22 protein-coding genes are annotated in these 23040 nt (G+C 60.3%); 12 read left to right on the top strand and 10 right to left on the bottom strand.

The window, feature by feature from the left end; all coding sequences use genetic code 11:
- Nucleotides 1–76: 76 nt before the first annotated feature.
- From adk to ACLBXN_RS19230, 5 genes are all read right to left on the bottom strand, one after another.
- On the bottom strand, nucleotides 77–733 hold the full coding sequence (gene adk, locus ACLBXN_RS19250; RefSeq protein ID WP_003054002.1) for an adenylate kinase: 657 nt from the start codon (nucleotides 731–733) through the stop codon (nucleotides 77–79).
- 390 nt (nucleotides 734–1123) lie between these two features.
- Nucleotides 1124–1900, bottom strand: a complete 777-nt coding sequence (gene kdsB / locus ACLBXN_RS19245) for a 3-deoxy-manno-octulosonate cytidylyltransferase (RefSeq protein WP_447613207.1) — start codon at nucleotides 1898–1900, stop codon at nucleotides 1124–1126.
- 3 nt (nucleotides 1901–1903) lie between these two features.
- Complete coding sequence (locus tag ACLBXN_RS19240) at nucleotides 1904–2095, bottom strand: Trm112 family protein (RefSeq protein WP_003054006.1); 192 nt, start codon at nucleotides 2093–2095, stop codon at nucleotides 1904–1906.
- A gap of 97 nt (nucleotides 2096–2192) precedes the next feature.
- The gene (lpxK, locus tag ACLBXN_RS19235) at nucleotides 2193–3236 is read right to left on the bottom strand and encodes a tetraacyldisaccharide 4'-kinase (RefSeq protein ID WP_447613206.1); all 1044 of its coding nucleotides are present in this window, start codon (nucleotides 3234–3236) and stop codon (nucleotides 2193–2195) included.
- Between the two features lie 292 nt (nucleotides 3237–3528).
- Entirely contained in the window at nucleotides 3529–4431 is a 903-nt protein-coding gene (locus ACLBXN_RS19230) for a LysR substrate-binding domain-containing protein (protein ID WP_447613205.1), read from the bottom strand.
- Nucleotides 4432–4867: 436 nt separating this feature from the next.
- Here ACLBXN_RS19230 and dkgB point away from each other — a divergent pair, with 436 nt between their 5' ends.
- On the top strand, nucleotides 4868–5674 hold the full coding sequence (dkgB, locus tag ACLBXN_RS19225; RefSeq protein ID WP_447613204.1) for a 2,5-didehydrogluconate reductase DkgB: 807 nt from the start codon (nucleotides 4868–4870) through the stop codon (nucleotides 5672–5674).
- 21 nt (nucleotides 5675–5695) lie between these two features.
- Here the strand turns inward: dkgB and ACLBXN_RS19220 are convergent, their stop codons facing one another.
- Together ACLBXN_RS19220 and ACLBXN_RS19215 are read right to left on the bottom strand one after the other, a co-directional pair.
- Complete coding sequence (locus tag ACLBXN_RS19220) at nucleotides 5696–6535, bottom strand: CHAD domain-containing protein (protein WP_447613203.1); 840 nt, start codon at nucleotides 6533–6535, stop codon at nucleotides 5696–5698.
- 197 nt (nucleotides 6536–6732) lie between these two features.
- Nucleotides 6733–7287 carry a hypothetical protein gene (locus ACLBXN_RS19215; RefSeq protein ID WP_447613202.1) on the bottom strand — a complete coding sequence of 185 codons (555 nt, stop codon included), beginning with the start codon at nucleotides 7285–7287 and terminating at the stop codon, nucleotides 6733–6735.
- Between the two features lie 70 nt (nucleotides 7288–7357).
- On the opposite strand from ACLBXN_RS19215, the gene ACLBXN_RS19210 reads away from it, so the two are divergent.
- The 6 genes from ACLBXN_RS19210 to ACLBXN_RS19185 all read left to right on the top strand — a co-directional run bounded on the left by ACLBXN_RS19210 (nucleotide 7358) and on the right by ACLBXN_RS19185 (nucleotide 14408).
- Nucleotides 7358–7807 carry an SRPBCC family protein gene (locus ACLBXN_RS19210; protein ID WP_019042959.1) on the top strand — a complete coding sequence of 150 codons (450 nt, stop codon included), beginning with the start codon at nucleotides 7358–7360 and terminating at the stop codon, nucleotides 7805–7807.
- Between the two features lie 412 nt (nucleotides 7808–8219).
- A complete protein-coding gene (locus tag ACLBXN_RS19205; protein WP_447613276.1) occupies nucleotides 8220–8702 on the top strand; it encodes a GreA/GreB family elongation factor in 483 nt (160 codons plus the stop codon).
- Between the two features lie 387 nt (nucleotides 8703–9089).
- Nucleotides 9090–9587, top strand: a complete 498-nt coding sequence (locus tag ACLBXN_RS19200; protein ID WP_029158488.1) for an RNA polymerase sigma factor — start codon at nucleotides 9090–9092, stop codon at nucleotides 9585–9587.
- 80 nt (nucleotides 9588–9667) lie between these two features.
- Complete coding sequence (locus ACLBXN_RS19195) at nucleotides 9668–10825, top strand: FecR family protein (protein WP_447613201.1); 1158 nt, start codon at nucleotides 9668–9670, stop codon at nucleotides 10823–10825.
- A gap of 130 nt (nucleotides 10826–10955) precedes the next feature.
- Nucleotides 10956–13370: a TonB-dependent siderophore receptor gene (locus ACLBXN_RS19190; RefSeq protein ID WP_447613200.1), complete on the top strand. Its 2415-nt coding sequence runs from the start codon at nucleotides 10956–10958 to the stop codon at nucleotides 13368–13370.
- 396 nt (nucleotides 13371–13766) lie between these two features.
- Nucleotides 13767–14408, top strand: coding sequence for a hypothetical protein (locus ACLBXN_RS19185; RefSeq protein ID WP_447613199.1), 642 nt, complete (start codon nucleotides 13767–13769; stop codon nucleotides 14406–14408).
- Nucleotides 14409–14695: 287 nt separating this feature from the next.
- Here the strand turns inward: ACLBXN_RS19185 and ACLBXN_RS19180 are convergent, their stop codons facing one another.
- Nucleotides 14696–16342 carry an S-layer protein gene (locus tag ACLBXN_RS19180; protein ID WP_447613198.1) on the bottom strand — a complete coding sequence of 549 codons (1647 nt, stop codon included), beginning with the start codon at nucleotides 16340–16342 and terminating at the stop codon, nucleotides 14696–14698.
- A gap of 198 nt (nucleotides 16343–16540) precedes the next feature.
- A complete protein-coding gene (locus tag ACLBXN_RS19175) occupies nucleotides 16541–17503 on the bottom strand; it encodes a LysR family transcriptional regulator (protein ID WP_447613197.1) in 963 nt (320 codons plus the stop codon).
- A 123-nt stretch (nucleotides 17504–17626) separates the two neighbouring features.
- Between ACLBXN_RS19175 and ACLBXN_RS19170 the strand changes: the two genes are divergently transcribed.
- The 4 genes from ACLBXN_RS19170 to ACLBXN_RS19155 all read left to right on the top strand — a co-directional run bounded on the left by ACLBXN_RS19170 (nucleotide 17627) and on the right by ACLBXN_RS19155 (nucleotide 21452).
- Nucleotides 17627–18541 carry an alpha/beta hydrolase gene (locus ACLBXN_RS19170; protein WP_447613196.1) on the top strand — a complete coding sequence of 305 codons (915 nt, stop codon included), beginning with the start codon at nucleotides 17627–17629 and terminating at the stop codon, nucleotides 18539–18541.
- 83 nt (nucleotides 18542–18624) lie between these two features.
- Nucleotides 18625–19560: an alpha/beta hydrolase gene (locus ACLBXN_RS19165; RefSeq protein WP_447613195.1), complete on the top strand. Its 936-nt coding sequence runs from the start codon at nucleotides 18625–18627 to the stop codon at nucleotides 19558–19560.
- A 14-nt stretch (nucleotides 19561–19574) separates the two neighbouring features.
- Nucleotides 19575–20210 (top strand): SDR family oxidoreductase, encoded by a 636-nt coding sequence (locus ACLBXN_RS19160; RefSeq protein ID WP_447613194.1) that lies wholly within the window; start codon nucleotides 19575–19577, stop codon nucleotides 20208–20210.
- Between the two features lie 72 nt (nucleotides 20211–20282).
- On the top strand, nucleotides 20283–21452 hold the full coding sequence (locus ACLBXN_RS19155) for an NADH-dependent flavin oxidoreductase (RefSeq protein ID WP_447613193.1): 1170 nt from the start codon (nucleotides 20283–20285) through the stop codon (nucleotides 21450–21452).
- Between the two features lie 118 nt (nucleotides 21453–21570).
- On the opposite strand, the gene ACLBXN_RS19150 is transcribed toward ACLBXN_RS19155, so the two are convergent.
- Nucleotides 21571–22092, bottom strand: a complete 522-nt coding sequence (locus tag ACLBXN_RS19150; protein WP_447613192.1) for an AAA family ATPase — start codon at nucleotides 22090–22092, stop codon at nucleotides 21571–21573.
- Between the two features lie 428 nt (nucleotides 22093–22520).
- Here ACLBXN_RS19150 and ACLBXN_RS19145 point away from each other — a divergent pair, with 428 nt between their 5' ends.
- Nucleotides 22521–23030, top strand: coding sequence for a sigma-70 family RNA polymerase sigma factor (locus tag ACLBXN_RS19145; protein ID WP_447613191.1), 510 nt, complete (start codon nucleotides 22521–22523; stop codon nucleotides 23028–23030).
- The last annotated feature ends 10 nt before the right edge of the window (nucleotides 23031–23040 follow it).

Below are 23040 nucleotides of genomic sequence, written 5' to 3'. Positions count from 1 at the left end.
AGACACCGGCCTTTTTTCCCAAAGATGCCCTACCGCCAAAAGTCGGCAAGGCTCCATGAGCGAGTGATCAGGGCGATCAGGAAGCCAGAGCGGCCAGAGCGCGCTCGGTGATTTCTTCCACGCTACCTGTGCCGCTGATGGCACGGTACTTGGGGGCCGCTGCTGCGTCGGCCTTGGCCCAGTTGCTGTAGTAGTCCACCAGAGGACGGGTCTGGTTGCTGTAGACGTCCAGGCGCTTCTTGACGGTTTCTTCTTTGTCGTCTTCGCGCTGCACCAGGTCTTCACCGGTCACATCGTCCTTGCCTTCCACCTTGGGTGGGTTGAACTTGACGTGGTAGGTGCGGCCCGAGGCGGGGTGGCTGCGGCGGCCGCTCATGCGTTCGATGATGGCGTCGAAGGGCACATCGATTTCCAGCACATAGTCCAGCTTCACGCCGGCGGCCTTCATGGCGTCGGCCTGGGGGATGGTGCGGGGGAAGCCGTCAAACAGGAAGCCCTTGGCGCAGTCGGGCTGGGCAATGCGTTCCTTGACCAGGTTGATGATCAGATCGTCGCTGACCAGTTGGCCGGCGTCCATCACGGCCTTGGCTTGCAGACCCAGAGGAGTGCCAGCCTTGACGGCGGCGCGCAGCATGTCGCCCGTGGAGATTTGAGGGATACCGTACTTTTGGCAAATGAAGGCCGCCTGAGTGCCTTTGCCGGCGCCGGGTGCACCCAACAAAATCAGTTTCATGGAAATCCTTGAGGAGAGTAGAAATTCTTGCTGGCCCAGGCAGACGGGTGGTCGTCCGTAGTCCCCGGGCCGTATTTTTTCGCGGGCAAGGATAGCACGCACAAGACCAACACAGGCTTACACAATTCAGTCAAGGCTGTCACAAGTGCGGCCAATTGAAGGCATGTATCCGCTGCAAACGCGATTGCTGTAGTTGTAATCCAGGTGCCGAAGCCGTTACATATGCTATTCGGACTATGCGGAAAGTATAGCGATCAGCGCTTTCCTGGACTGGCCCAGGGCCCTTTGAGGTGGCGTGCGCCGGCAGGGCTGCTGCCGGCTTGATGCGTGAGCAGCCCTGAATGAAGACGGCCTGCGGACCGGTGTCGCCAAAGTGCGCAGGTCTTTTACTCAGCCAGCAAAAACGGCGCGCACGCGCTCAAGGTCTTCGGGCGTGTCTACGCCGGCACCCGGTGCATCGGGCGTGAGATGCACGGCAATGCGGTGGCCGTGCCAGAGGGCGCGCAACTGCTCCAGCTGTTCCATGGCTTCGGTCGGCGCGGGTGCCAGTTGAGGGAACTCACGCAGAAAACCAGCCTTGTAGCTATAGATGCCAATATGGCGCAGCGGTGTGAAACCTGTGTGACCGGCCTTGGGGGCTGCCGTCTGCCACCAGGCTTCGTCGCCGTGGTCGCGCGAGAAAGGGATGGGCGCGCGGCTGAAATAGCTGGCCAGACCCTTGGCGTCACAGACAACCTTCACCACATTCGGGTTGCGGTAATCCGTCAGGCTATCAATAGGATGGGCGGCCGTGCCCATGCTGGCTTCGGGGCGGGCCAGCAGCAGTTGCGCCACGGCCTCAATGAGCTTGGGGTCGATCAGCGGCTCGTCGCCTTGCACATTGACGACCACATCGTCGCCGGACAGGCCCAGTTGCGCACAGGCTTCGGCCAGACGGTCGCTGCCGCTGGGATGATCCTTGCGCGTCAGGATGGCCTGGATGCCATGCCGGGCGCAGGCCGCCACGATGCTTTCGTCGTCGGCCGCCACCACGCAGCGGGCTGCGCCGGCCAGGGCCGCGCGCTGGGCCACGCGCACCACCATAGGCAGGCCGGCAATATCGGCCAGCGGCTTGCCGGGCAGGCGGGTCGAGGACAGGCGGGCCGGGATCAGTACCGTATAGCTCATGGCTTATTGCTTTTCTTCTTCCAGCTCGTCGTCGGACAGGGTGCGGGCTTCGTTTTCCAGCAGCACCGGGATGCCGTCACGCACGGGGTAGGCCAGGCGCGCGCTGTGGCTGATCAGCTCCTGATGCTCGCGGTCAAAGCGCAGCGGGCCCTTGGTGACGGGGCAGACCAGCAGTTCGAGAAGTTTGGCGTCCATGGAATATTCCTGCAAAACGGGATGAGGGCGCCAGCAGGGGGCTGGCGCTGCAAAAAAGGGGTGATCAGCCGAGGCCGATCCATAGGCTCAATGATAGTCAGGCTGGCTTGCCATCGCGGCGAATATTGGCGTTGGCCTTGGCCAGCTGTGCGTCCAGCAGCTCCCAGAAGGCCTGCGGCAGCTGCAGCTGCAGGGGCACGGCCCAGGCTTCGGGATGCCTGCGCCAGAGCTTGACGGCATCTTTTTCGGTGCAAATCAAGGGTTTGTCGTTTCCCAGCTTGCGCGAGAAGCTCTCGAAATCATAGTGATCGGGCAAGGCCTGGGTTGCTGCCACAGTGATGCCCTGGGCGGCCAGCATGGCAAAAAAAGACTCGGGGCGTGCCACGGCGGCCACGGCCTCCGGGCTCTGGTCGGCCAGACTGCGCAGCGGGATGCTTTGGCCATGGCCGTTGTAGGCGGTGTCGGCCAGGCTGCGCTGCAGCGCGAACGTGGGGGCCGTGCCCGGCGGCCTGGGCGGCTGGCCCACATGCAATGTGGCCGTCACTGGGCGGGGCCAGGGCTCGCGCAACGGGCCTGCGGGCAGCAGAAAGCCGTTTCCGACTCCTTCATCATTGAAGACGCACAGCTCGACATCGCGTGCCAGGGCCAGATGTTGCAGGCCATCATCGCTCACGATCACATCGACCTGCGGGTAGCGCTGGCGCAGCGCTTGCGCTGCCTCCAGGCGCCTGGAGGCGACAAAGACCGGCACGCCGGTGCTGCGCGCCAGCAGGGCGGGCTCGTCGCCGACTTCGCTGGCGGGGCTGTCCGGCAGGGCCTCGCGGCAATCCTGCCCGTTCTCGATCCTGCGGCCATAACCGCGCGAGATGATGGCCGGTTGCCAGCCTCTGGCTTTGAGGTGGGCCACTACGGCCTGAGTCACGGGGGTCTTGCCCGCGCCGCCTGCAATCACATTGCCGACGACGATGACCGGCAGCCCCGTGCTTTGCTGGCGGCTGCGCATGCGCCTGGCGTTCCAGGCCTGCAGCAATCCATAGAGTCGCGACAGCGGCCACAGCAGCCAGGCACCGGCTCCACGCTGGCGCCAGAGGGCGCGCAATCCATGTTGCGAGGAGGATGCTTGGGCGGTGTTTTGAGGCATAGGGGTTCGGATCATACGGGCGCGGCCGGAGTTCCCGCAGCCAACCGGCCTGTGATACGCAAATACCTGGGCCCTGATCCCGGCAGCCTGAGGTCAGAAGCTGCCAAAGAGGCGACCCAGCGCCACGATGACGGCAAGGGCTGAAGGGCAAGGCGGAAGGCCCGATTCTGCCGTCCAGCCATGGCGTGCCCTGCTGCTGCGGCACAGCCTCGCTGCAAGTGCTGTGCTGCCAGCCCATTGCGCAGCCTCATCACAATACAGATACGGCAACCGCGGGGCCGGCTCGGGCGGCTCAGGTCTCGAAGGGGCGGCTGCCCAGCGTTTCCACCACATGGTCCACAAAGCAGGTGATGCGCGCCGCGAGTGCGGTGTTTCGATAGTAGACCGCATTGATGGGCTGACAGATATCCAGCGTCTGCTTGCCGAACAGCTGCACCAGACTTCCTTGCTCGCGGTCAGCGCGGGTCATGAAGTCCGACAGGCAGACGATGCCCAAGCCGGCCAGCGCCATGTGCCGCAGCGTCTCGCCGCTGGAGGAGGCAATATCCGGGCGAATGTGCACGGCGTTGCCGTCGGCATCGCGCAGCGGCCAGTCATTGAGCGATTCGGGCTGGGTAAAGCCCAGCAGGCTGTGCTGGTTGAGCTGTGCCGGACTGGCGGGCATGCCGTGGCGCTTGAGATAGGCAGGGCTGGCCAGCACGCGTATGCGGCTGATGCCCACAGGGCGGGCATGGAGGGTGGAGTCCTTGAGCACGCCGATGCGGAATGCCACGTCGGTGCGCCTTTCGAGCAGGTCGATGATGCCTTCGTTGGAGTTCAGCTCCAGCTCCACCTCGGGGTAGCGCGCACGAAATCCCGCAATCAGCGGCACCAGCACATGCAGCATGAAGGGCGTGGCTGCATCGACACGCAACCTTCCCGCCGGACGCATGCGTCGCGCGGCCATCAGCTCCTCCGCTTCGTCGACCGATGCAAGAATGGCGCGGGCATGCTGCAAGAAAGTGGTGCCTTCCTCGGTCAGCGCCAGGCGTCTGGTGGTGCGGCGCAGCAGCGTGGTCTGCAGCTTTTCTTCCAGCCGCCCCAGCGTGCGGCTGGTGGCTGAAATCGTCAGACCCAGCAGTTCGGACGCGGCCGTGATGGACCCCGTGTCCACGACGGCCACAAAGGCCTGCAGTTCGTCGAGCGTGGTCTTCATTGTTGAATTCGGTTCAAGAAAAATGGGGGAGGCCAAGCTTGATCTGCAAATATTAATCGAGGACACCGCGCCGGAAACCTGTCCGTGGTTCTGTTGTTCGCCCTGGTCAACGGCGTGTTGCCGGATTCACCTCCATGGAACTGGCGCCAGTGATTGCCGATGGCGCTTAGACCAATGCTCCGCTGCTTCCCGCAGCGGGCATGGCGTTCAAGTCGTGCCAGGCGTGTGCAGTGGTCAGAGATCATGAAAATTGGTGACCGCTGCTGCAAGATTCTGGTTCTATATTTGATTTGGTTTCAAGAGTATTTGTGAAATACAAGGCTTAATCCGCGAATATGAACGCGGCAAACTTCAGGCATCGGGAAAGCCGGTACGGCCAGCAGACATGCAGGCTCCGGACGGGCTGCAGCCCTCAATCTCATTCAGGAGTGATTTCATGAGCCATATTCCTTCCTTCGGCGTCGGTACTTTCCGCCTCAACGGTCAGGTCGTGATCGATTCCGTGCGCAACGCACTCGATGTCGGTTACCGCGCGGTCGATACAGCCCAGATCTATGGCAACGAAGCCGAAGTCGGCCAGGCGATTGCAGACAGCGGTGTGGCGCGCAGCGATCTGTTTGTGACCACCAAGATCTGGACCGAAAACTACAGCCGCGCCAAGCTGATCCCCAGCCTGCAGGACAGCCTCAAGAAGCTGCGTTGCGATTATGTGGATCTGACCCTGATCCACTGGCCCGCACCCGGCAACGGCGTGGAGCTGTCCGAGTACATGGAAGCCCTGGCCGAAGCCAAGGCCCAGGGCCTGACCCGCCAGATCGGTATCTCCAACTTCAATATCGAGCTGACCCGCCAGGCCATCGCTGCCGTGGGCCAGGGCGAGATTGCCACCAACCAGATCGAGCTGAGCCCCTATCTGCAAGGCCGCAAGCTGACGGCCTTCCTCAAGGAGCAGGGCATTCAGGTCACTTCCTACATGACGCTGGCCTACGGCAAGGTGCTCAAGGACCCGGTGCTGGCGCAGATTGCGGCCAAGCATCAGGCCACGGTGGCGCAGGTGGCACTGGCCTGGGCGCTGCAGCTGGGTTATGCGGTGATTCCGTCGTCCACCAAGCGCGAAAACCTGGCCAGCAACCTGCTGGCGCGCGATCTGAAGCTGGACGCCGATGACATGGCGCTGATCGCGGCGCTGGAGCGCAACGGCCGTGAAGTCAGCCCCGAGGGCCTGGCTCCTGTCTGGGACTGATAACGGCGCCGTCATGAGCGCTCAAGCCTGCTTGAGCGTCCGATCCTTGCGCAGCAAGCAGGCGAGGGCACTCAGGCGGTGCTTGCGTTTCTTTCTGAGCCAGCGTCTTATTTCTTTCGCCTGATCCGGAGAAAGGATCAGGCGCGGGTTCTGCCTGAGCAGGCTTTCGCTAACAGCAAGGTCATTGAGCTCGCCAAGCGGCTGCTGGATTTTCTGCAGCCGCTTGAGCAGGCGGCGATGGTCTGCGGGCAGCAAAGGCCCGAACAGCTCCAGCAGATAACGTGTTTTCTTGCCGGCCTTTCTGACATCGTGAAAGCCTTCTAGGTCTGGCCTGCCAGAGGTGATCGCCCGCTTGATGCGTCGGCGCAGCTGTCTCACTGATTGCGCGACCCGTGCCTGCGCAAGAGCTCGCAGTCGCAGCTGACCGCACTCGGGGCCCAAGCTGGCCGACGTTTGCACCAGAGCTTCCTGCAAGAGCGTCTGCAGGTGAGGGGGCGAAAGATTTTCCCGGCCAGCCTGCAGAGCGGATTCGCGAGCGGTTGCTAGGGCAGCAATGCCGGCCGCGCTGCATTTGTCGTTACGTCTCAGCAGCTCGATCAAAATGTCGTAATCGCGGGCCATGCCTGCTGCACTGGCAATCGATTTCAGGCTGCTGCGCTGCCGTGCATACTCTCGTGCCTTCATCAGGGGCCGGTAAAACCACCACAGCGTCAGCAGGCTGCGCAAGGTGACGCGCAATTGATGGATCCCCTCGACGTCAGGTACCCGTGCAATGTCCCGGGCCTGTTCGACTGCCGAGTCGACGAGCGGGGTTGCGAGAGCTGAAAACGCCGCTTTGGCGCCGGATTTGCCTTTGTCCATACGAACCCCCGGGGCCGTTGTCATGAGGCTGCGACAGGCGGCGATGCGCAATGCGGCAATCGCCGATGTTCGCCACAGTGTGCCATGTTCCGTGCCTCTGGCCGTATGGGGAACGCTGCCAGGATTCCGGCAGCCGTGTGTGCAGATCGGTAGCGGCTCGGGTTGCGAAGAGCCTGAACATGCGCCTGAAGATCAGGCTATGGCAGATGGGCGACGAACACGGCCAAGCTCAACGCCGGCTCCTCACAGCGGCCATCGGGCGCAGCCTGGTCTGGCCCGGGCTGGCCCCACTCGGCATTGAGCCAGTCCTTTTCGACAATATCTGCGGCAATGGATGCAAGCTTCGCTCCAGGGTCGACGGCGCAGCCGAAAGGCAGCCGGCCATGCGCGGCGGATACAAGGCTGAAGCGCAGCTGCCTGGTCTGTGCCTCATGCCAGCAATAGAAAAGCATGGGCGCATTTCCACTCAATTGCTCCTGTCTGGCTGCCACGACCTGCCCGATGAAATCGGCAAGGGCTTCTGCGGTGATGCCCAGAGACTCCTCATCATCCGGAGAAAAGCACCATAGATTGGACGATGCTTCGTGGTTGATGTCGGTGGCATCGACGACGATCTCGTCATTGCGCGCCATGGTTAGCCATCTGCTTAATGTCGGCGAATCTTGCATGAGGTTTGTGGGGGCCGGAGCCGAAGCGGCCTGTCGGTGGGATAGGTGTGATGGCGTTGCGCCGAGGAGGCGGCTGATGAACATCCAAGAAAGCCTGGTAGCCAGCTGCGGTGATGAGGGCTAAGCTTGCTGGCCTCTATTTCAGGAGTCTCGCATGCCACAGACCATTCGACTGCACCGTGTGATCAAAGCTCCGCCCGAACGCGTCTATCGGGCCTTCACGACCCCCGAGGCCATGGTCAAGTGGCTGCCTCCGCATGGTTTCGCGGCGCAGGTGCATGAATTTGACGCACGCGTGGGCGGCCGCTACCGCATGAGCTTCATCAATTTTTCCGCCAACAGCAAAAACAGCTTTGGCGGTGAGTTTCTGGAACTGGTACCGGGCCGACGCATACGCCATACCGATCGATTCGAGGACGCCAACCTACCCGGCGAGATGATCACCACCGTTGATCTGAAGGAGGTCTTTTGCGGCACCGAGCTGCATGTGGTGCAGGAAGGCGTTCCCGACATGATTCCAGAGCAGGCCTGCTATCTGGGCTGGCAGGAATCACTGCAATTGCTTGCCCTCCTGGTGGAGCCAACCATCCCCGATGGAGCGTGAGGGCGGTCGTGCCCCTGAAAGCGGAATATGGGGCCTCAGGATCATTCCCTTGGGCTCACAACCACAAGCGCCATCTGTTGTCTGCATTGGCAAATATTCAGCACTGAGAGCGGTTTAAAAAGAAGCCTGCCGCAAGCTGCTTTGCGCCTCGTGCCATGGCCTGAAAATCGACAAAAGCTATCAATAGTGGAGCTGGTTGCGTATGTCTAACATTGGTTTCAATATCAAATGTATTTGAAATCAATATATAGAAGCGCAGCCAGCTATAAATTTTGAGTCTCAGAGGCCTATGGCGCATTGCGGCTTATCGGCCTGTGAATAGGCGCTGACCTAGCCAATGGGAAGCGTCGAACGGTGAACAGGCCCTTCATAATCGAGGCCCCCCAACTTGTTCGAGATGCCTCTTTTCGCTATGGATAAATTGTTGTTGCGGCAGCAGGTGCTGGAACGGCTCGCGGAGGACCTTCTGCAGGCCGAGAAGGCCGCTATGGCTGCCCATGAAGCTGCGACTCATGAGGAAAACATCGCCGAGAACAAGTACGACACATTGGGTCTCGAAGCTGCTTACCTGGCTACCGGCCAAGCTCGTCGCGCAGAAGCCATCCGCCAGGCGATGGCTGATTGGCGCCAGTTCCGCCCGCAACCCTACGACGCCAGCAAAGGGATTCAGCTCGGCGCGCTGTTCTGTCTGGTGGATTCGGACGACAAGCAACAACAGTTCTTTCTCGGACCGGATGGCGGGAATATGAAGCTGGGCAGCGGCGCAGATCCCATTCAGGTCATCAGCAGCAAAGCGCCTTTGGGCAGGGCGGTGCTGGGCAAGTGCGAAGGGGATGAGGCGTCGATACAGATCGCTTCAACCCGCCAGCAGTTTGAGGTGCTGTGGGTTCACTAAGCAGCCTGGCCTAGCCCCCGGCCCGATGCCGTGGCCAGCAAGCGGCTGACGTGAGCGCAGCATCAGCCTGCGCCTGATTTCGGACTCGCAAGTGAGATGGAGTTTTCGGCCATGAGCTGAATTTCTGCTCATCGACCCTGACGGCTGTTTCTGGCTACTTGCTGTCGGCAGTGGGCACAGACATGCCGATCAAGGCTGGGTCGAATGGAGCCGGGCTGATCCGTATCTATGGCTCGCATCACATCGCATGCATTTATTGAGAATAAGTCGCATTAACAATCTATAATTTTGCCGTGTAGTTGATCGCAACTCTTTGCGCCAGGGCTCCAAGGTTGTCTTATCGCCGCGCACGTTCGACCTCACTTCTTGCTACTGGCTTTTTGGATCGTGCTGACCCGCTACTACAGAGACCTGTTGAATTTCTGCATGCGCAAAGTGAGAGACCGCGATACTGCGGCTGACTTGGCGCAGGAAAGCTATGCCCGTGTGCTTTCCATGCAGCAGAAGGGGCAGGTCATTCTTGAGCCAGGTGCACTGCTGAGGCAGGTGGCCTTGCGCGCCAAAATCGATATGGATAGACGGGCTGAGGTGCGCCAGCATCAAAGTATCGATTCTTTGGAGGAGCTGGATCAGCCGGCGAGCCCTCTGCATCTGCAGCCCGAGCATGCCTATGCATCGTCCCAGAGCATTCAAGCGTATCTTGACACTATCGAGGGGCTGCCGCCTCGGTGTCGTGATGCCTTCTGCATGTACATCTTCGATGAGTTGCCCAACAAGGAGATTGCAGAGCGTCTGGGAGTGTCGCTGAGCATGGTGAATCAGTACATCAGCCGTGGAAAACTTGCATGTGCTGCGCGCAGAATGGAACTTGATAATGTCGAGTGATCGCGAATTTGCGTTCGTTTTGCGTAGCTGCTTCGCCGAGGGTGAATTCTTGCCGCGCCCCGCGCATCCCTATCCATAAGATGAGTCACTCTTTTGCATCCCAGCGCAATGTGCCAGCCTCCTTTGACGAGGCTGAGGAAGCGCGCGAGCTTGCGGATTTTTTCAGTCGACAGAATCCGGTAGAGGTGGCGGCCGTCGAATGGCACTCTCGCTGGGAGCAAGGCTTGAGCGAGAGCGAGCATGAAGCCCTGCGTCAGTGGTTGGCTGAGGATGCGGCACATGACGCGGCATTTCGTCGTCTGACGCAAGACATGGCGGTGCTGCGTTCTGCTCCTTCCGACATGGTTGCAAAAGCGCGATCCTCGTTCGAGCGCGAAGCCATTGCCGGTGGTGGAACTTCTGCGCAGTCTGCCAGTGGGCCTGCGAAACCGAAGGCGATGGAGGGATGGGCGCGCGCCGGCGCTCTGTTGAACTGGATGCAGCCGCGCTCTGCCTTGGTCGCTGCCTGTTGTGCTGCGGTCTTTGCTGCAGGGATTGGATGGCACCAATGGATGCAGCCGACATTCGAGAGCAGCTATGTTGCGCAGAAGGGGCAGCAAAAACTTGTCACCTTGCCAGATGGCACCGAGCTCGCCATGGACGCCGACACGCAGGCCCAGGTCACCATGTACCGCGACCGCCGAGAGGTGCGGATTGCTGATGGACAAATCATGTTCTCGGTTGCTGCCGATCCCAAGAAGCCATTCCATGTTCTCGCTGGGCCTGCGCGTGTCACGGTGCTGGGTACACGGTTTTCCGTTCGCTATCGCAACCAGGGGGCCGATGCCGGGGCTGTCAATGTTTCGGTGGAGAAGGGCCATGTACAGGTCGCCAGTTCCTACAGCAGCGCCAACGCGAAGGCTGATCTGCCTGTCGAATTGCTGGCAGGGCAAGGGCTGAGGGTGTCATCGAGCGGCGTATTAGGCCAGGTGGCCAGTGTTGCTCCCGGCAGTGTCGCCCTATGGCGCAAGGGCTTGGTGCGTTTTGATAACACCGCCTTGGCGGATGCATTGTTTGAACTGGAGCGCTACGGGTCTACGGGTCTGGAGATTCGCGACCCGGCGGTCGCTGCAATGACCATCGGCGGCAGCTATCAGATTGATAGACCCGGGGAATTTGCGCGCATGCTGACTCAGATCCTGCCCGTGAAGCTGGTCAGCGAACCATCTGGGAAGACCGAAATCGCCAGCGCGCCTTGAGCACTTTCAGGCTCGATGCGGGAATTTCAAATTTTCTTCGGACTAGGGGTGTATTTCTGGTGATCTGATGCGTCTTAAAGAGTAGTGAGTTTTATTTTCATTCATTACTCGACGTTCGGAATCCCTCTCCATGCGCTTCACGCAGCCTCATTTTCAGCCCGCTCCTCTTGCTCTGGCCGCAGCCCTGGCCGTCCTCTCTCCGGTGATTGCGCAGGCGCGATCCGCTGCTGAGAATGCCAAAAGCATCAGTTTCACGATCACTTCCCAGCCCTTGGGGAGCGCACTTAACGAGCTGGCAGCAGCCTCTGGCACTTCCATCGGGTTTGCTCCCGCGCTGGTAGCCGGCAAGACAGCGCGTCCCGTGCATGGAGCGCTCACGCTCAAGCAGGCGGCGGAGCAGATGCTGGCCGGAAGTGGTCTGGTCGCGATCCCTCAAGGCGGAGGTCTGGTCATCAAAGCCATCGCGCCAAACGATGATTCCTCATCCCTGGCCACCGTCACTGTGACTGCTCAGCTCGAGAGGGACGGCGTGACCGAGGGTATGGGCAGTTACACCCAGACCGGTCCCAGCAGGACAGCAACGGGACTGAACCTCTCGCTGCGCGAGACACCTCAGTCCGTGACCGTGATGACGCGTCAGCGCATGGATGACTTCAAGCTGGAGACCCTGACCGATGTGATGGAGCAGACCCCCGGCATCGCCGTGTACAGGCAGAACAACGCCACCGACTTTCAAGCGCGCGGGGCGAAGGTCAACCTGCAGACCGACGGCATGGCACAACTGAGCAGCGGCTGGTATTACCTGACCAGCACCATGTTTTCGCTCGACGACATGGCTGAGATTGACCGGATCGAGGTCCTCAAAGGCTCATCCGGTCTGGTGGTGGGCAAGGGTGACTACGGCGCCACAGTCAACATGATCCGCAAACGACCGACTCGCGAATTTCAGGCCAGCGTGCGCGCCAATGTGGGGAGTTGGGATACTTATCGAACACAGGCCGATGTGAGCGGCCCACTGAACGAGGCGGGCACGGTTCGGGGGCGTCTGGTTGCCTCCGCCATGGACGCCGGTGGTTTCCGCGACCATGAGAAGAGCCGCAGCAAGATGCTGTTTGGGGCACTTGAAGCGGACATCACCCCTGGCACAGTCCTCAACCTTGGCATGACCTATCGCGAACGCGAGGCGCAAGGCATTGGCACCACGCAACCGATCCAGCGCTACACGCGCTCAGGAGCTGAGGTTGCGTGGTTGCCCCGCTCGTTCAACACCGGCGCCCCCTGGGGGGGATATACGCAAAAAGGCCTCAATATCTTCGGCAGCCTGGAGCAGAGACTGGCGGATAACTGGGCCGCTACGCTCAAGTTCTCACATCAGAACGTCTCCATGGACGATATGAAGGCTGGCTACTTCTACGACCAGGACCGCGCCAGCTTTGGTCGATGGCGCAATATGGAGACCGATAACTGGAGCGTCAATCTGGATGTGAAGGGGACATTCGAGCTGCTGGGGCGCTCGCATGAGCTCCTGGCAGGTGCGGGCGTATCGCGCTTTCACAGCAATGTGCAGTTGCCGCTGAATGCGTTGAATCTGGTGCCGCTAGGCAATCTCGGCATCAACATGGCACAAGGAGGCGCTGTGCTGCCTCAGCCCGACTTCAGTGTCTTGAACTATGGCAACAACAAATTCAGTCAGAAGCAGCGTTATGCCTATGCAGCGGGGCGCTTCCGACTGGCGGATCCTCTGCAACTGATCACGGGGTTGCGCGTGACGCGGTTTGAAGAGCGTGACATCACACCCTACTGGTGGAACTATGACATGAAGGAAAACGGCGTGATCACCCCCTATGCCGGGTTGGTCTACGAGGTGCAGCCGAACGTGTCGCTGTACGCAAGCTATGCCAACATTTTCCAGCCGCAAACGGCTCAGGATGCACGGGGTGCAACACTGGCACCGGAGCAGGGCAACACCTATGAGATTGGCGCCAAGGGGGAGTTTTTCGACAAGCGCTTGAACGCCAGCATCGCGCACTTCTGGATGAAGACGGAAAACACTGCAGAGGAAAGCGGTGATCTCACTCCAGCGGGCAATACGGCCTATCGTTCGGTCTCTTCTGCCACGCGGCGTGGCTGGGAGCTGGAGTTGGCGGGCGAGCTCGCGCGCGGCTGGCAGGCACAGGGCAGCCTGGTGCAGCAAAGCAGCTCACTCACCAGCGCCAGTCAATATCCCAAATACCAGTTCAAGCTGGGCACGACCTATCGTTTCGACGCAGGCTTCTTGCGTGGGCTGACTGTGGGAGCCGCCACACGTTGGCAAGGCAAGACGTCTATGAGCAATAGCGCCGCCACTTTGTCGCAGAGGGGTTACGCGGTGCTGGACCTGATGGCGCGCTATCAAGTCGACAAGCATCTGTCGTTCAGCCTGAACGTGAACAATGCACTGGACAAGAAGTACATGGCCGGGCTCACCAACTTTACGGCGGCAGGCTTGTTCTATACCTGGGGTGCTCCGCGCAGCGTCAATGTAGGGATGCGTTATGACTTTTGAACGCCGACATTCAAGGTCATCCAGAGGATGGCCTGAGTCAGCTTCGATGCCAGATCAGACGCCAAGGTGAAGCAGGGCCTGGCTGCATATCTGGACCGGACTTCGGGTCGGTTCGGTGCGGTTCTTCATCCGCGTCAACGGAACGCCTAGCGGTTCCCCGCAAGGCGTCACGCGCTGAATGCAGTGCGAACGGCCACGGATGCTGATCGCCACTATCTGATGCGAGCAGGTAGCAGATAGTGGAGGCAGGGCCTGATCGTCGTAGCCTGCCCAGCCTTTGTTATGTGCTGCTCGACACCGGGTCTGGGTTGCAGGCCGGTGTCGGGCTGGAAGAAATCCAAGCGGCGCCAATAGGCCGAGCGCATTGGATGCAAGTTTGAGGACAAGGATTACCTAGTGCATTTACCTGATGTATTTCATCGAACGGCTCTGTGCCTGTTGAGCAGCAGCGTCCTATGGTGTTCGGCAAAGGCGCAAGCGGAGTATCTCTGGGTGCAGCCCGAAGGGGCGGAGGTCCGTGCCTACGTGGGAGAGCTGCACCGCCCTTTGGAAAAGTTGCCTGCCTTGCTGGAGCCCAGGGCAATGCAAGCGGATGGCAAGGCACTGCCAGTGCAGGCTGCGATCAACCATATCGTTGTTCCCCAACCTGTCAGCGATCTGCGCTTCACTGCTACCGGGTTCGATGATGGCGTTCTTACCCACTATCAAGCCCGCTACGGTCGCCAGGGCATCCAGGCCCTGAACGACCTGGAGCTGGTTCCGACCCAAGCTGATGGAAACACCTTTCGATTGATGTTCAAGGGACGGCCCGTCGCTGCCAGTCAGGTGAACATCGAAACGGAGGAGGGGTGGCGGCGTTCACTGGCTCCGTCAAAGGACGGTACGGTGAGCTTTACGCCGTCCTTCCCTGGCCTGTATGTGCTTGAGGTATCGGCTCGTGTAAATGATGCAGCGGTGACTGTGGGCGGTAGGAAATATCACGATGTGCGCTATACGGCGACGCTCAGCTTTACTGTCCCTCAGCCAGAGGGGCGGTGAGTTGTTAAGCGGTGGAGGCGCACCTCTATCGACTCTGCCAAGAAGCGCAGGCCAGTCATCGCGATAGCTGAGGTGAAGGACGGTGTCTGCTGCGAAGCTGCCATCGGCATGAATTTCGTGCATGGCTGCTAAGGGTCTATCGCACCAAGTCAAGACATGCAAAAGGCGGTCTCCCGGAGTTGCTGCGATTCCCCGGACGGGTGTGGTGCAACACTCGGCAGCGGCACAAGTTCGTGGAACAAAAATGCCCGGCGGTGAGCCGGGCAGTTCAGGGGAGAGTGCAGAAATTACTTGGCTGCCGTCTTCACAAACACCGGATTCGAATAGAACCACAGGTCGCCATAGTTGCGTGCATTGATCTTGTTGAAGCGCGCCACATGGTCGGTACCGTCATCGGTCTTCAGATCGGGCAACGGTTCGCCGTTCGCTGTCTCTCCGGCCACATCGGTGCCCAGGTTGGTGCCGCGCAAACGGAAGTACTGGTCGCCGGTGGCTTTCACCGTGGTGGTCACGGTGTAGTAGCCCTCGGAGTCAAGCTTCCAGTCCGCACGGGTAAAGCGCTTGAGCACGCGGGTCGATGGGTTGGTGGCTTCATCGTAGCCAGGGGTGCCCGGGGTCTTGCGGCCGGTGACATTGCCCGCGATCAGGTCGATATGGTCCACCACGGGTTTGACGTTGGCATACAGCCCGCTGCCCAGCTGGTATTCGAAATTGTTGCGATCAGGGCTCTTGAAGCGGATGGTGATGCTCAGGTCTTCGCCGCTTTGTGCCGACACTTCAGAGCCCATCTCGCCCGTGGCCTTGGCGCTCTTCACCTTGAAGTCCAGCGCATTGATCAGATCGCCATACACGGCAAACAGCTTGCCGGTGCGCAGCGTGGCCAGCAGCGATTGTGGGTCCTTGATATCGCCCCACAGGTAGTTCTTGGCATATTCGCCCGGCGCGTAGCCACTGCTGTATTTGCCTTGCGACATGGTGAAGTGGTAGTCGGAGTCGGCCACGTTCCAGATACGGCGTCCTTCGGACAGCAGCGCATCCCAGGTCCCTCCGAGCTTGGCCACCATATAGTCCACGCCGCCATAGGTGCGCGAAGGCAGATTGGCTTCGATGTAGTCGCTGGTGTAGCCTCCGCGGTCCGGCTCCATCTGGTTGCCCACCATGCCTTCGAGGGTGAAGACAATATTGGGGGCCAGATCATTCATCTCACGCAGTTGGGCAATCGTGTATTTGCCAGGGTTGCGAGATGGGTGGTTGATCTGCAGATAGCTTGTGCTGGGGTAGTTCTGCTTGAGCCAGGCAATCGCGGTCATGGCTTCGGCATGGGTGTTGTAGCCGGTGCCTGCCTTGGGGCCCCAGACCGCCACATCTTCGGGCTTGAACAGTGCTGCGTCGCGGTTGGTGAACAGATACTCGAACTGGCTGGCGGCCTTGAGCGCACCGGCCGACATCGGGTTGTCGGTCAAGATGCCGACGTTGCCGTGGTCGTGCGAAGGCATATCCCATTCAAAGGACGAGAAGATCACCTTGTCGGCGTATTTGCCCTGGGCCTGGAGCTCTTTGATGCGCGGCACCTGGAATTTGGCCATGGCTTCCGACATCGGAATCTGCGGATTCAGACGGTTGCCGTCATTGTCCCAACTGGTCAGGCGCAGATGATCGGACAGCGTAGCCCAGTCCAGACCAAAGCGGTCAAAAGCGGAGGCCAGCACTTTGTCCAAGGTGTTTACTTGCTGCGCATCGTCGGACTGCATGGTGTGCACATGCAGGTCACCCGTGGTCCAGCGGCCTTGTACGACCGGTGGCTGGGGTGTGGTGGGGAGGGGATCAGAATCGTCGGAGCCTCCGCATGCCACCAGCACGGCAGTGCTGAGGAAGAGTGTGGCAGCGGCATAGGCAACGCGTTTGGGGGCGAAGCCGGGGGATGCAGTTTTCATGACAGCGAATACAAGGAGGCAAGGCTTTGCAGCCCATCCACATGGCATGTGGATTGGTGAAAACCCGCAGTCTCCGCCTGTGCCGTGACAACCCAATGACAGCGGAGGATCGGAATGCTTCATCCGCTCATCGGCAGCTTTCGACCCAGAGCAGACATGGGCCGACAGCGCTTGAACGACCGCACTGGATGAACTTCTCTATGCCTTGCACGGTGCTGACTGGATAGCTTCGCGAGCCTGCCGCACAAGAAGTTCTCGCTGCTCGACCAGGAAATCCATCAACGCTCTTGTCTTGGCCGGCATCTGCGATCGTGATGGCACATATAGATAGAAGCCTGGAAACGGCGGGCACCAGGCGGCAAGGACCCTGACCAGCGAGCCGTCGGCCAGATGCTGACGTACGCAGAGGTCGATGTGCTGCACCAGCCCCACGCCCTGCAACGCGCCACGCAGCATGCTGTCGTCGTCGTTGAAGACGGCATTGCCTTGAGGCTCGAACACTACGGTGCGCTTTTCTTCATCGGGAGAGGTGAACGACCAGCGATCTATCGTTCCGCTGGAAGTGAAGCGGTAGGCGAGGCAGTTGTGCTTCATCAGGTCGGCTGGCGTTTCGGGCACACCGTAGCGCTCGAAATACTCCGGCGAGCCGACGATGGCCATCTCCAAAGGAGGCGTGATCGGCACTGCCACCATGTGCTCATCCAGGCTCTCGCCCAGGCGGATGCCGGCATCCAGCCCCTCGGCCACGATGTTGGAAAACCCATCGTCCATCACCAGCTCCAGCCGCAGCTTGGGGTAACGCGCCAGAAACTCCCCCATGTGCGGCTCGATCAACAGACGCGCGGCGACACGCGAAGAGTTCATGCGGATCAGGCCCGTGGGCTCTGCATGGGCTTCTCCGATTTCTGCGACCGCCCGCTGGATGGCCGTCAGCGCTGGTTGCAGGACATCCAGCAGCCGCTGCCCCTCGTCGGTCAACGACATGTCCCGCGTCGTGCGGTTGAGCAGTCGCACATTCAGATGTTGCTCCAGCCCCTTCAAGTGCTGGGACAGCGCCGCACGTGTCACTTCCATCTCCGCCGCAGCCTTGGTGAAGCTACGGTGGCGGGCGATGTGGGCGAACCAGGTAAGGGAAGAGACGAGAGAGGGCTCAATGGGCATATTGGTTAGTTTATCTAAACACTCATGTCTTTGAGAGCCTATTTATCAAACCCAATCCCATTCCTACCATGGAGTCCAGTGATTCAGCTTTCAGCACGTTTGCATCCACCCCTGGAGAACTTCATGTCCAAAGTCACTTTCAAGAACCTCAATGGCCAAGCCGTCACGATGGCCGCCATCATTCACTTTCCCGCCGGCTTCGATGAGTCCAGGAAGTACCCGGCCGTCGTCGTCTCCCATCCGGGCGGTGGCGTGAAAGAGCAGACTGCCGGCCTGTATGCCGGGAAGCTGGCCGAGCATGGCCTGATCACCATCGCCTTCGACCGCTCCTATCAGGGCGAGAGCACAGGCGAGCCGCGCCAGTTGGAGAATCCCTACGTCAGCACCGAAGACGTGAGCGCTGTCATCGACTACCTGACCACGCTGCCCTATGTCGACCAGAACAAGATCGGTGCCATGGGCATTTGCGCCGGCGCAGGCTACAGCGCCAATGCCGCTATCAACGACCGCCGCATCAAGGCGCTGGGCATGGTGAGTGCCGTGAACATCGGCCAGATGTTCCGCAATGGCTGGGATGGTTCTGTCAAGGACACCGATGCCATGCCCTATCTGGAGGCCGGTTCCGCAGCCCGCACGGCTGACGCCAGCAACCACGCCCTGGCCACCATGCCGCTGGCGCCGATGAAGGAAGAGGACGCGCCCAACGCCGAGCTGCGCGGTGCCTGGGAGTATTACCACACCGCTCGCTGCGAGCACCCCAACGCTCCCGGTTATGCACTACTGCGCAACCTCACGCAGATCATCACCTACGACGCATACCACAAGGCAGAGGCTTTCCTGAGTCAACCCATCCTGGCCGTGGCCGGCAGCAACGCAGGCAGCAAGTGGATGAGCGACGACCTGATCGCCCGCGCCGCCAGCCAGGACAAGCAGCTTCACGTCGTCAACGGCGCCGACCATATGGATCTGTACGACGTGCCCAAGTATGTGGACGAGGCGGTATCCCAACTGGCACCGTTCTTCCAAACCAAGCTGTGAGCGTACTCCGTTCACTATCCCTTTCATAGCTGCCAGTGCATTCCACGCAAGCGCTGGTGACAGAAAGCACTGAAATTTTCATCATGAACAAAATCACCATTCACACCGTCAGCTACCGCAACCTGGGCTGGGACACCGCTGCCGACATCTACCTGCCGCCCGGCTTTGACGACAGCCAGCAATACCCCGCCATCGTCAGCACCCACCCCATCGGCAGTTGCAAGGAGCAGACCGCCGGCAACATCTACGCCAAGGGCCTGGCCGAAGCAGGCTTTGTGGTGCTAGTGCATGACGCGAGCTTTCAGGGCGCCAGCGGCGGCACGCCGCGTTTCATCGAAGACCCGGCCATTCGCGTCTCCGACATCCGCTTTGCCGTGGATTACCTGCAGTCGCTTCCCTATGTGGACGCGCAGCGCATCGGCGCCATTGGCGTGTGCGGCGGCGGCGCCTACACCGTGCACGCGGCCATCACTGACCACCGCATCAAGGCGCTGGTGTCCATTACCGGCGTGAACTACGGCCGCCTGATCCGCGAAGGCTTTGCCCAGTTCAAGCCGCGCGAGCTGGCCCAGAACATCGCCAATATGCGCACCGCGCAATCTCAAGGCGCCATCCGCGACGTGACCAATCTGCTGCCCGAATCCGTCCAGGCAGCCCAGCAGGCGGGCATCACCGACATCGACGTGCTGGAAGCCACCGATTACTACAAGACCGCGCGCGGCCAACAGCCGAACGGCGCCACCAGCCAGCTCATGTCCTTCAGCGGCGCAGCGATGGGCTGGGACGCCTTCCTGCACGCCGAGGTGCTGCTAACCCAGCCGCTGATCGTGGTGATCGGCGACAAGCCGGGCGGCTTCGGTGCCTACCGCGATGGTCTAGAAATCTACAGCCGTGCCGCCTCAACGAACAAAGAGCTGCTCGTCGCCGAGGGCTGGTCGCACTACGATCTGTATGACAAGCCCGAGCCTGTGGCGATTGTCATGGCCAGGCTGGTGCCCTTCTTCCAGGCCAATCTCTGAGCCGAGGCGACACCATGACCAAAGTACTGATCCTGGGCGCCAGTGGCCAGATTGCCCGCTGGGCCGTCCAGATGCTGGGCGAACACAAGGAGGTCGAACAGACCCTGCTGGTGCGCGACCCCAGGAAGCTGAGCGGCCACGAGCCGGCCAACGCCAAGGTCATCATCGGCGATGTGATGGACAGGAAACTCCTGGCTCAGATCATGGAAGGTCATGACCTGGTCTATGCCAATCTGGCCGGCGAGGTGGATGCGCAAACCGAGCGCATCCTGGCCGCCATGCAGTCCAAGGGCGTCAAGCGACTGATCTTCGTGAACTCGCTGGGCATTTATGACGAAGTGCCGGGCAAGTTCGGCGAGTGGAACCGCCGCGAGATCGGCCAGTACCTGCCGCCGTATCGCAAGTCGGCCGACCTGATCGAAGCCTCCGACACCGACTACACCATCCTGCGCGCCGCCTGGCTGCAGGACGAGGACGAGGTGGACTACGAGACCACCGCCAGAAACGAGCCCTTCAAGGGCACAGAGGTCTCACGCAAGAGCGTGGCCGCACTGGTCGCCGATCTGGTGCTGCATCCCGAACGGCTGGTGCGAGCGAATGTGGGCGTGAGCAAGCCCAACACCGAAGGTGACAAGCCCGCCTTCGTTTGAGCCACCCCATGGCCGCAGCCTGGCACCGCCCATGGCAGAGCCGACTCTTTGACATCCCGATTCGACGTACTGATGACTGATACCCTGTTCCAGCCCTTTGCCTTTGCCAATGGCCTCACGCTGCGCAATCGCGTGGTGATGGCCCCCATGACCACCTGGTCGGCCAATCCGGACGGGACCATATCCGAGCAGGAGCTGGCCTATTACCGTGCCCGCGCACAGGGCGTGGGCCTGGTGCTCACGGGTTGCACTCATGTGCAACCCAGCGGCCTCGGCTTCACCGATGAATTTGCGGCCTATGACGACCGCTTCATCCCCAGTCTGCGCAAACTGGCCCAGGCCGCAAAAAGCGGTGGCGCGCCCGCTGTGCTGCAAATCTTCCACGCCGGCAACAAGGCCGTGCCCAGTCTGATCCCGAAGGGTGAACTGGTCAGCGCGAGTAGCCTGGCTGCGCCCAAGGGACCGTTCAATGATGGCAAGCTCGCCAGCCGGGCCCTGAGCCATGAAGAAATCCTGACCGTGATCCGCGATTTCGGTGAAGCCACGCGCCGCGCCATCGACGCCGGCTTTGACGGCGTGGAGCTGCATGGCGCCCACGGTTTTCTGATCCAGAACTTCCTCTCGCCTCTGTTCAATCAACGCACGGACTTATGGGGGGGCTCATTGGAGAGCCGCATGCGCTTCCCACTCGAAGTGGTTCGCGAGGTACGCCGCGTGATAGCCGCCCATGCCAAGCGTCCATTCCTGCTGGGCTACCGCATCTCTCCCGAAGAGCCTAGCGAGTGCGCGCTGCGCATAGGCGATGCACTGGCACTGGTGGACAAGCTGGTCGAGGAAGGCCTGACCGACTATCTGCACGCTTCGCTCTACGACCTGCTGACGGGCAAGCCGCAGAACAGTGGCTTGGAGGACGAGAGCGACAAGACGACCGCCGAGCAGTTCATTGAGCGCGTGGCAGGGCGAGTGCCGCTGCTAGCCGCGGGCCAAATCCGCACGCCTGACCAGGCGCGTCGCGCATTGGCTCTTGGGCTGCCTTTGGTGGCCGTGGGCAAGGGACTGGTGATGAACGCACAGTGGGTGGAGTTGGCACATGCCGGACGTGATCAGGAGATTGACACGGCATTGGATATGTTAGGAGAGGCTGGCGACCTTCAGGTGCCGGACAAGCTGTGGGCTGCGATCTCGGCGACGCCCGGCTGGTTCCCAATACGCGATGAAGCAGAGGATCTGGCCGAAGCGTGACGTCGTTCTGGAGCAGACATTCGTTTTGACGATATGGGTGTCTGCTCCCGGCCGAAAGCCATGCCACCATTGATTCAAGGTGGCTCTCGGCCTTGGGTAGCGCACTCAAGAAGAGGTGTCAGTGATGAATTACCAGATTGAAGCCTTCTCGTGACGATGGCTCAACAAAGTGTTTTGTGATCTGCTCGAACTGCTCGTCCGTTGTCTGGAATGGGTGATCGCCCGATAAGTTCCTGAGACGCAAACGCTGTTTGCATTCTTCGTCCGGCACATCGAGAAAGTGCAAGTAATGAGACGCTCCCGCTTTTTCAAAAATGCTGCGGCCCCATGCCCTTGCATTGAGGGTGTTGGAAGGGAAGTCCAGCACCACCGAGGTTCCTGACTTCAGAAGAGCCACGATGTGCGACTCCATTGCTGCTCTCAGCCGGCCCGAGAGCCTTATGTAGTCTGAGATGGAGCGAAGTTCATCGGGATAAAGCCGTGCCAGCCAGACATCCTCACTGAGGATCACCGTCTGCGGATGGGATGCAAGCTGTTTGGCAAGTGTGGATTTCCCAGCAGCAATCTTTCCGCAGACGAGGTGCAGCGAGCCCGTCCCGGACTGCCTGGCAGACAAGTTTTCGGCAGGTGTGAGGTTCATTCTCTCCATCTCCTTTAACAGTGCCCTGGAGACAGAAAACCCACCTCCAGGGTGGGTTGCATGGCTATACGGTCGCGAGCTATCCCACCTTCAATCTGAAGATGCCAATAATTCGTTGGGTAACGCAGTAGGCCATTCAAGGATGCTAGCAGATTGGCCATGCGTTGCTCTTGCAGCAGCTGCTCGTGATCATTGAGTGCGCGGCATGCGAGCAGCCGCAGGCATTCGCTGATAACTCGAAATGATCTAGCAGCTGACAAAGCTTTGGTGGTGACCGAGCCATGACGTTGATGCAAGGCCTCGTTGTGAAACAAGCAAAGGGGCAGGGCCATTGACCAAGCGGGCTCGCAAAGAGCAATTTGATTAGACGCTAGAATGAGAATAGTTCTCACTATCAAATAATACCGCGTCATCGCGGTCTACCGTCTGTGACCGCATCTTCCTCTGCTCCTGCTGATCCCGTTCACGCGCTGTACGTTGAACATCATGGCTGGCTACAGCATTGGCTGCGGCGCAAGCTGGGCAATGCCTTCGAGGCATCAGACATTGCTCACGACACATTTGTCAACGTCATCGTCTCCGGGATGGCGACGCGCATCGAGCAGCCACGGCCTTTCCTGGTCACAGTGGCCAAGAACCTGGTCATTCGTCACTACCGCCGTCGTGTGCTGGAGCAAGCCTATCTGGATGCTGTGGCGCTACTGGCAGAAGATCTGGTGCCGCCACCAGAGGAGCGCTTGATTGCTCTTGAGTCGTTGCAGGCAGTCGATCAAGTATTGGATGCTCTGGCTCCAAAGGCACGGGAAGCATTCTTGTTGGCACATCTGGAAGGCCTTACTTACGCCGCCATTGCAGAGCGGCTTGGTGTCTCGATGACTTCGGTGAAACGCTATCTGATGCAGGCGCATCGTCAATGCTTTCTCCTGGCGCTTTCCTGATCCGCTCCTG

Source organism: Comamonas sp. C24C (assembly GCF_053345995.1).
The sequence above is the reverse complement of the archived record's forward strand: the minus strand, read 5'-3'. Positions and strand labels throughout refer to the sequence as shown.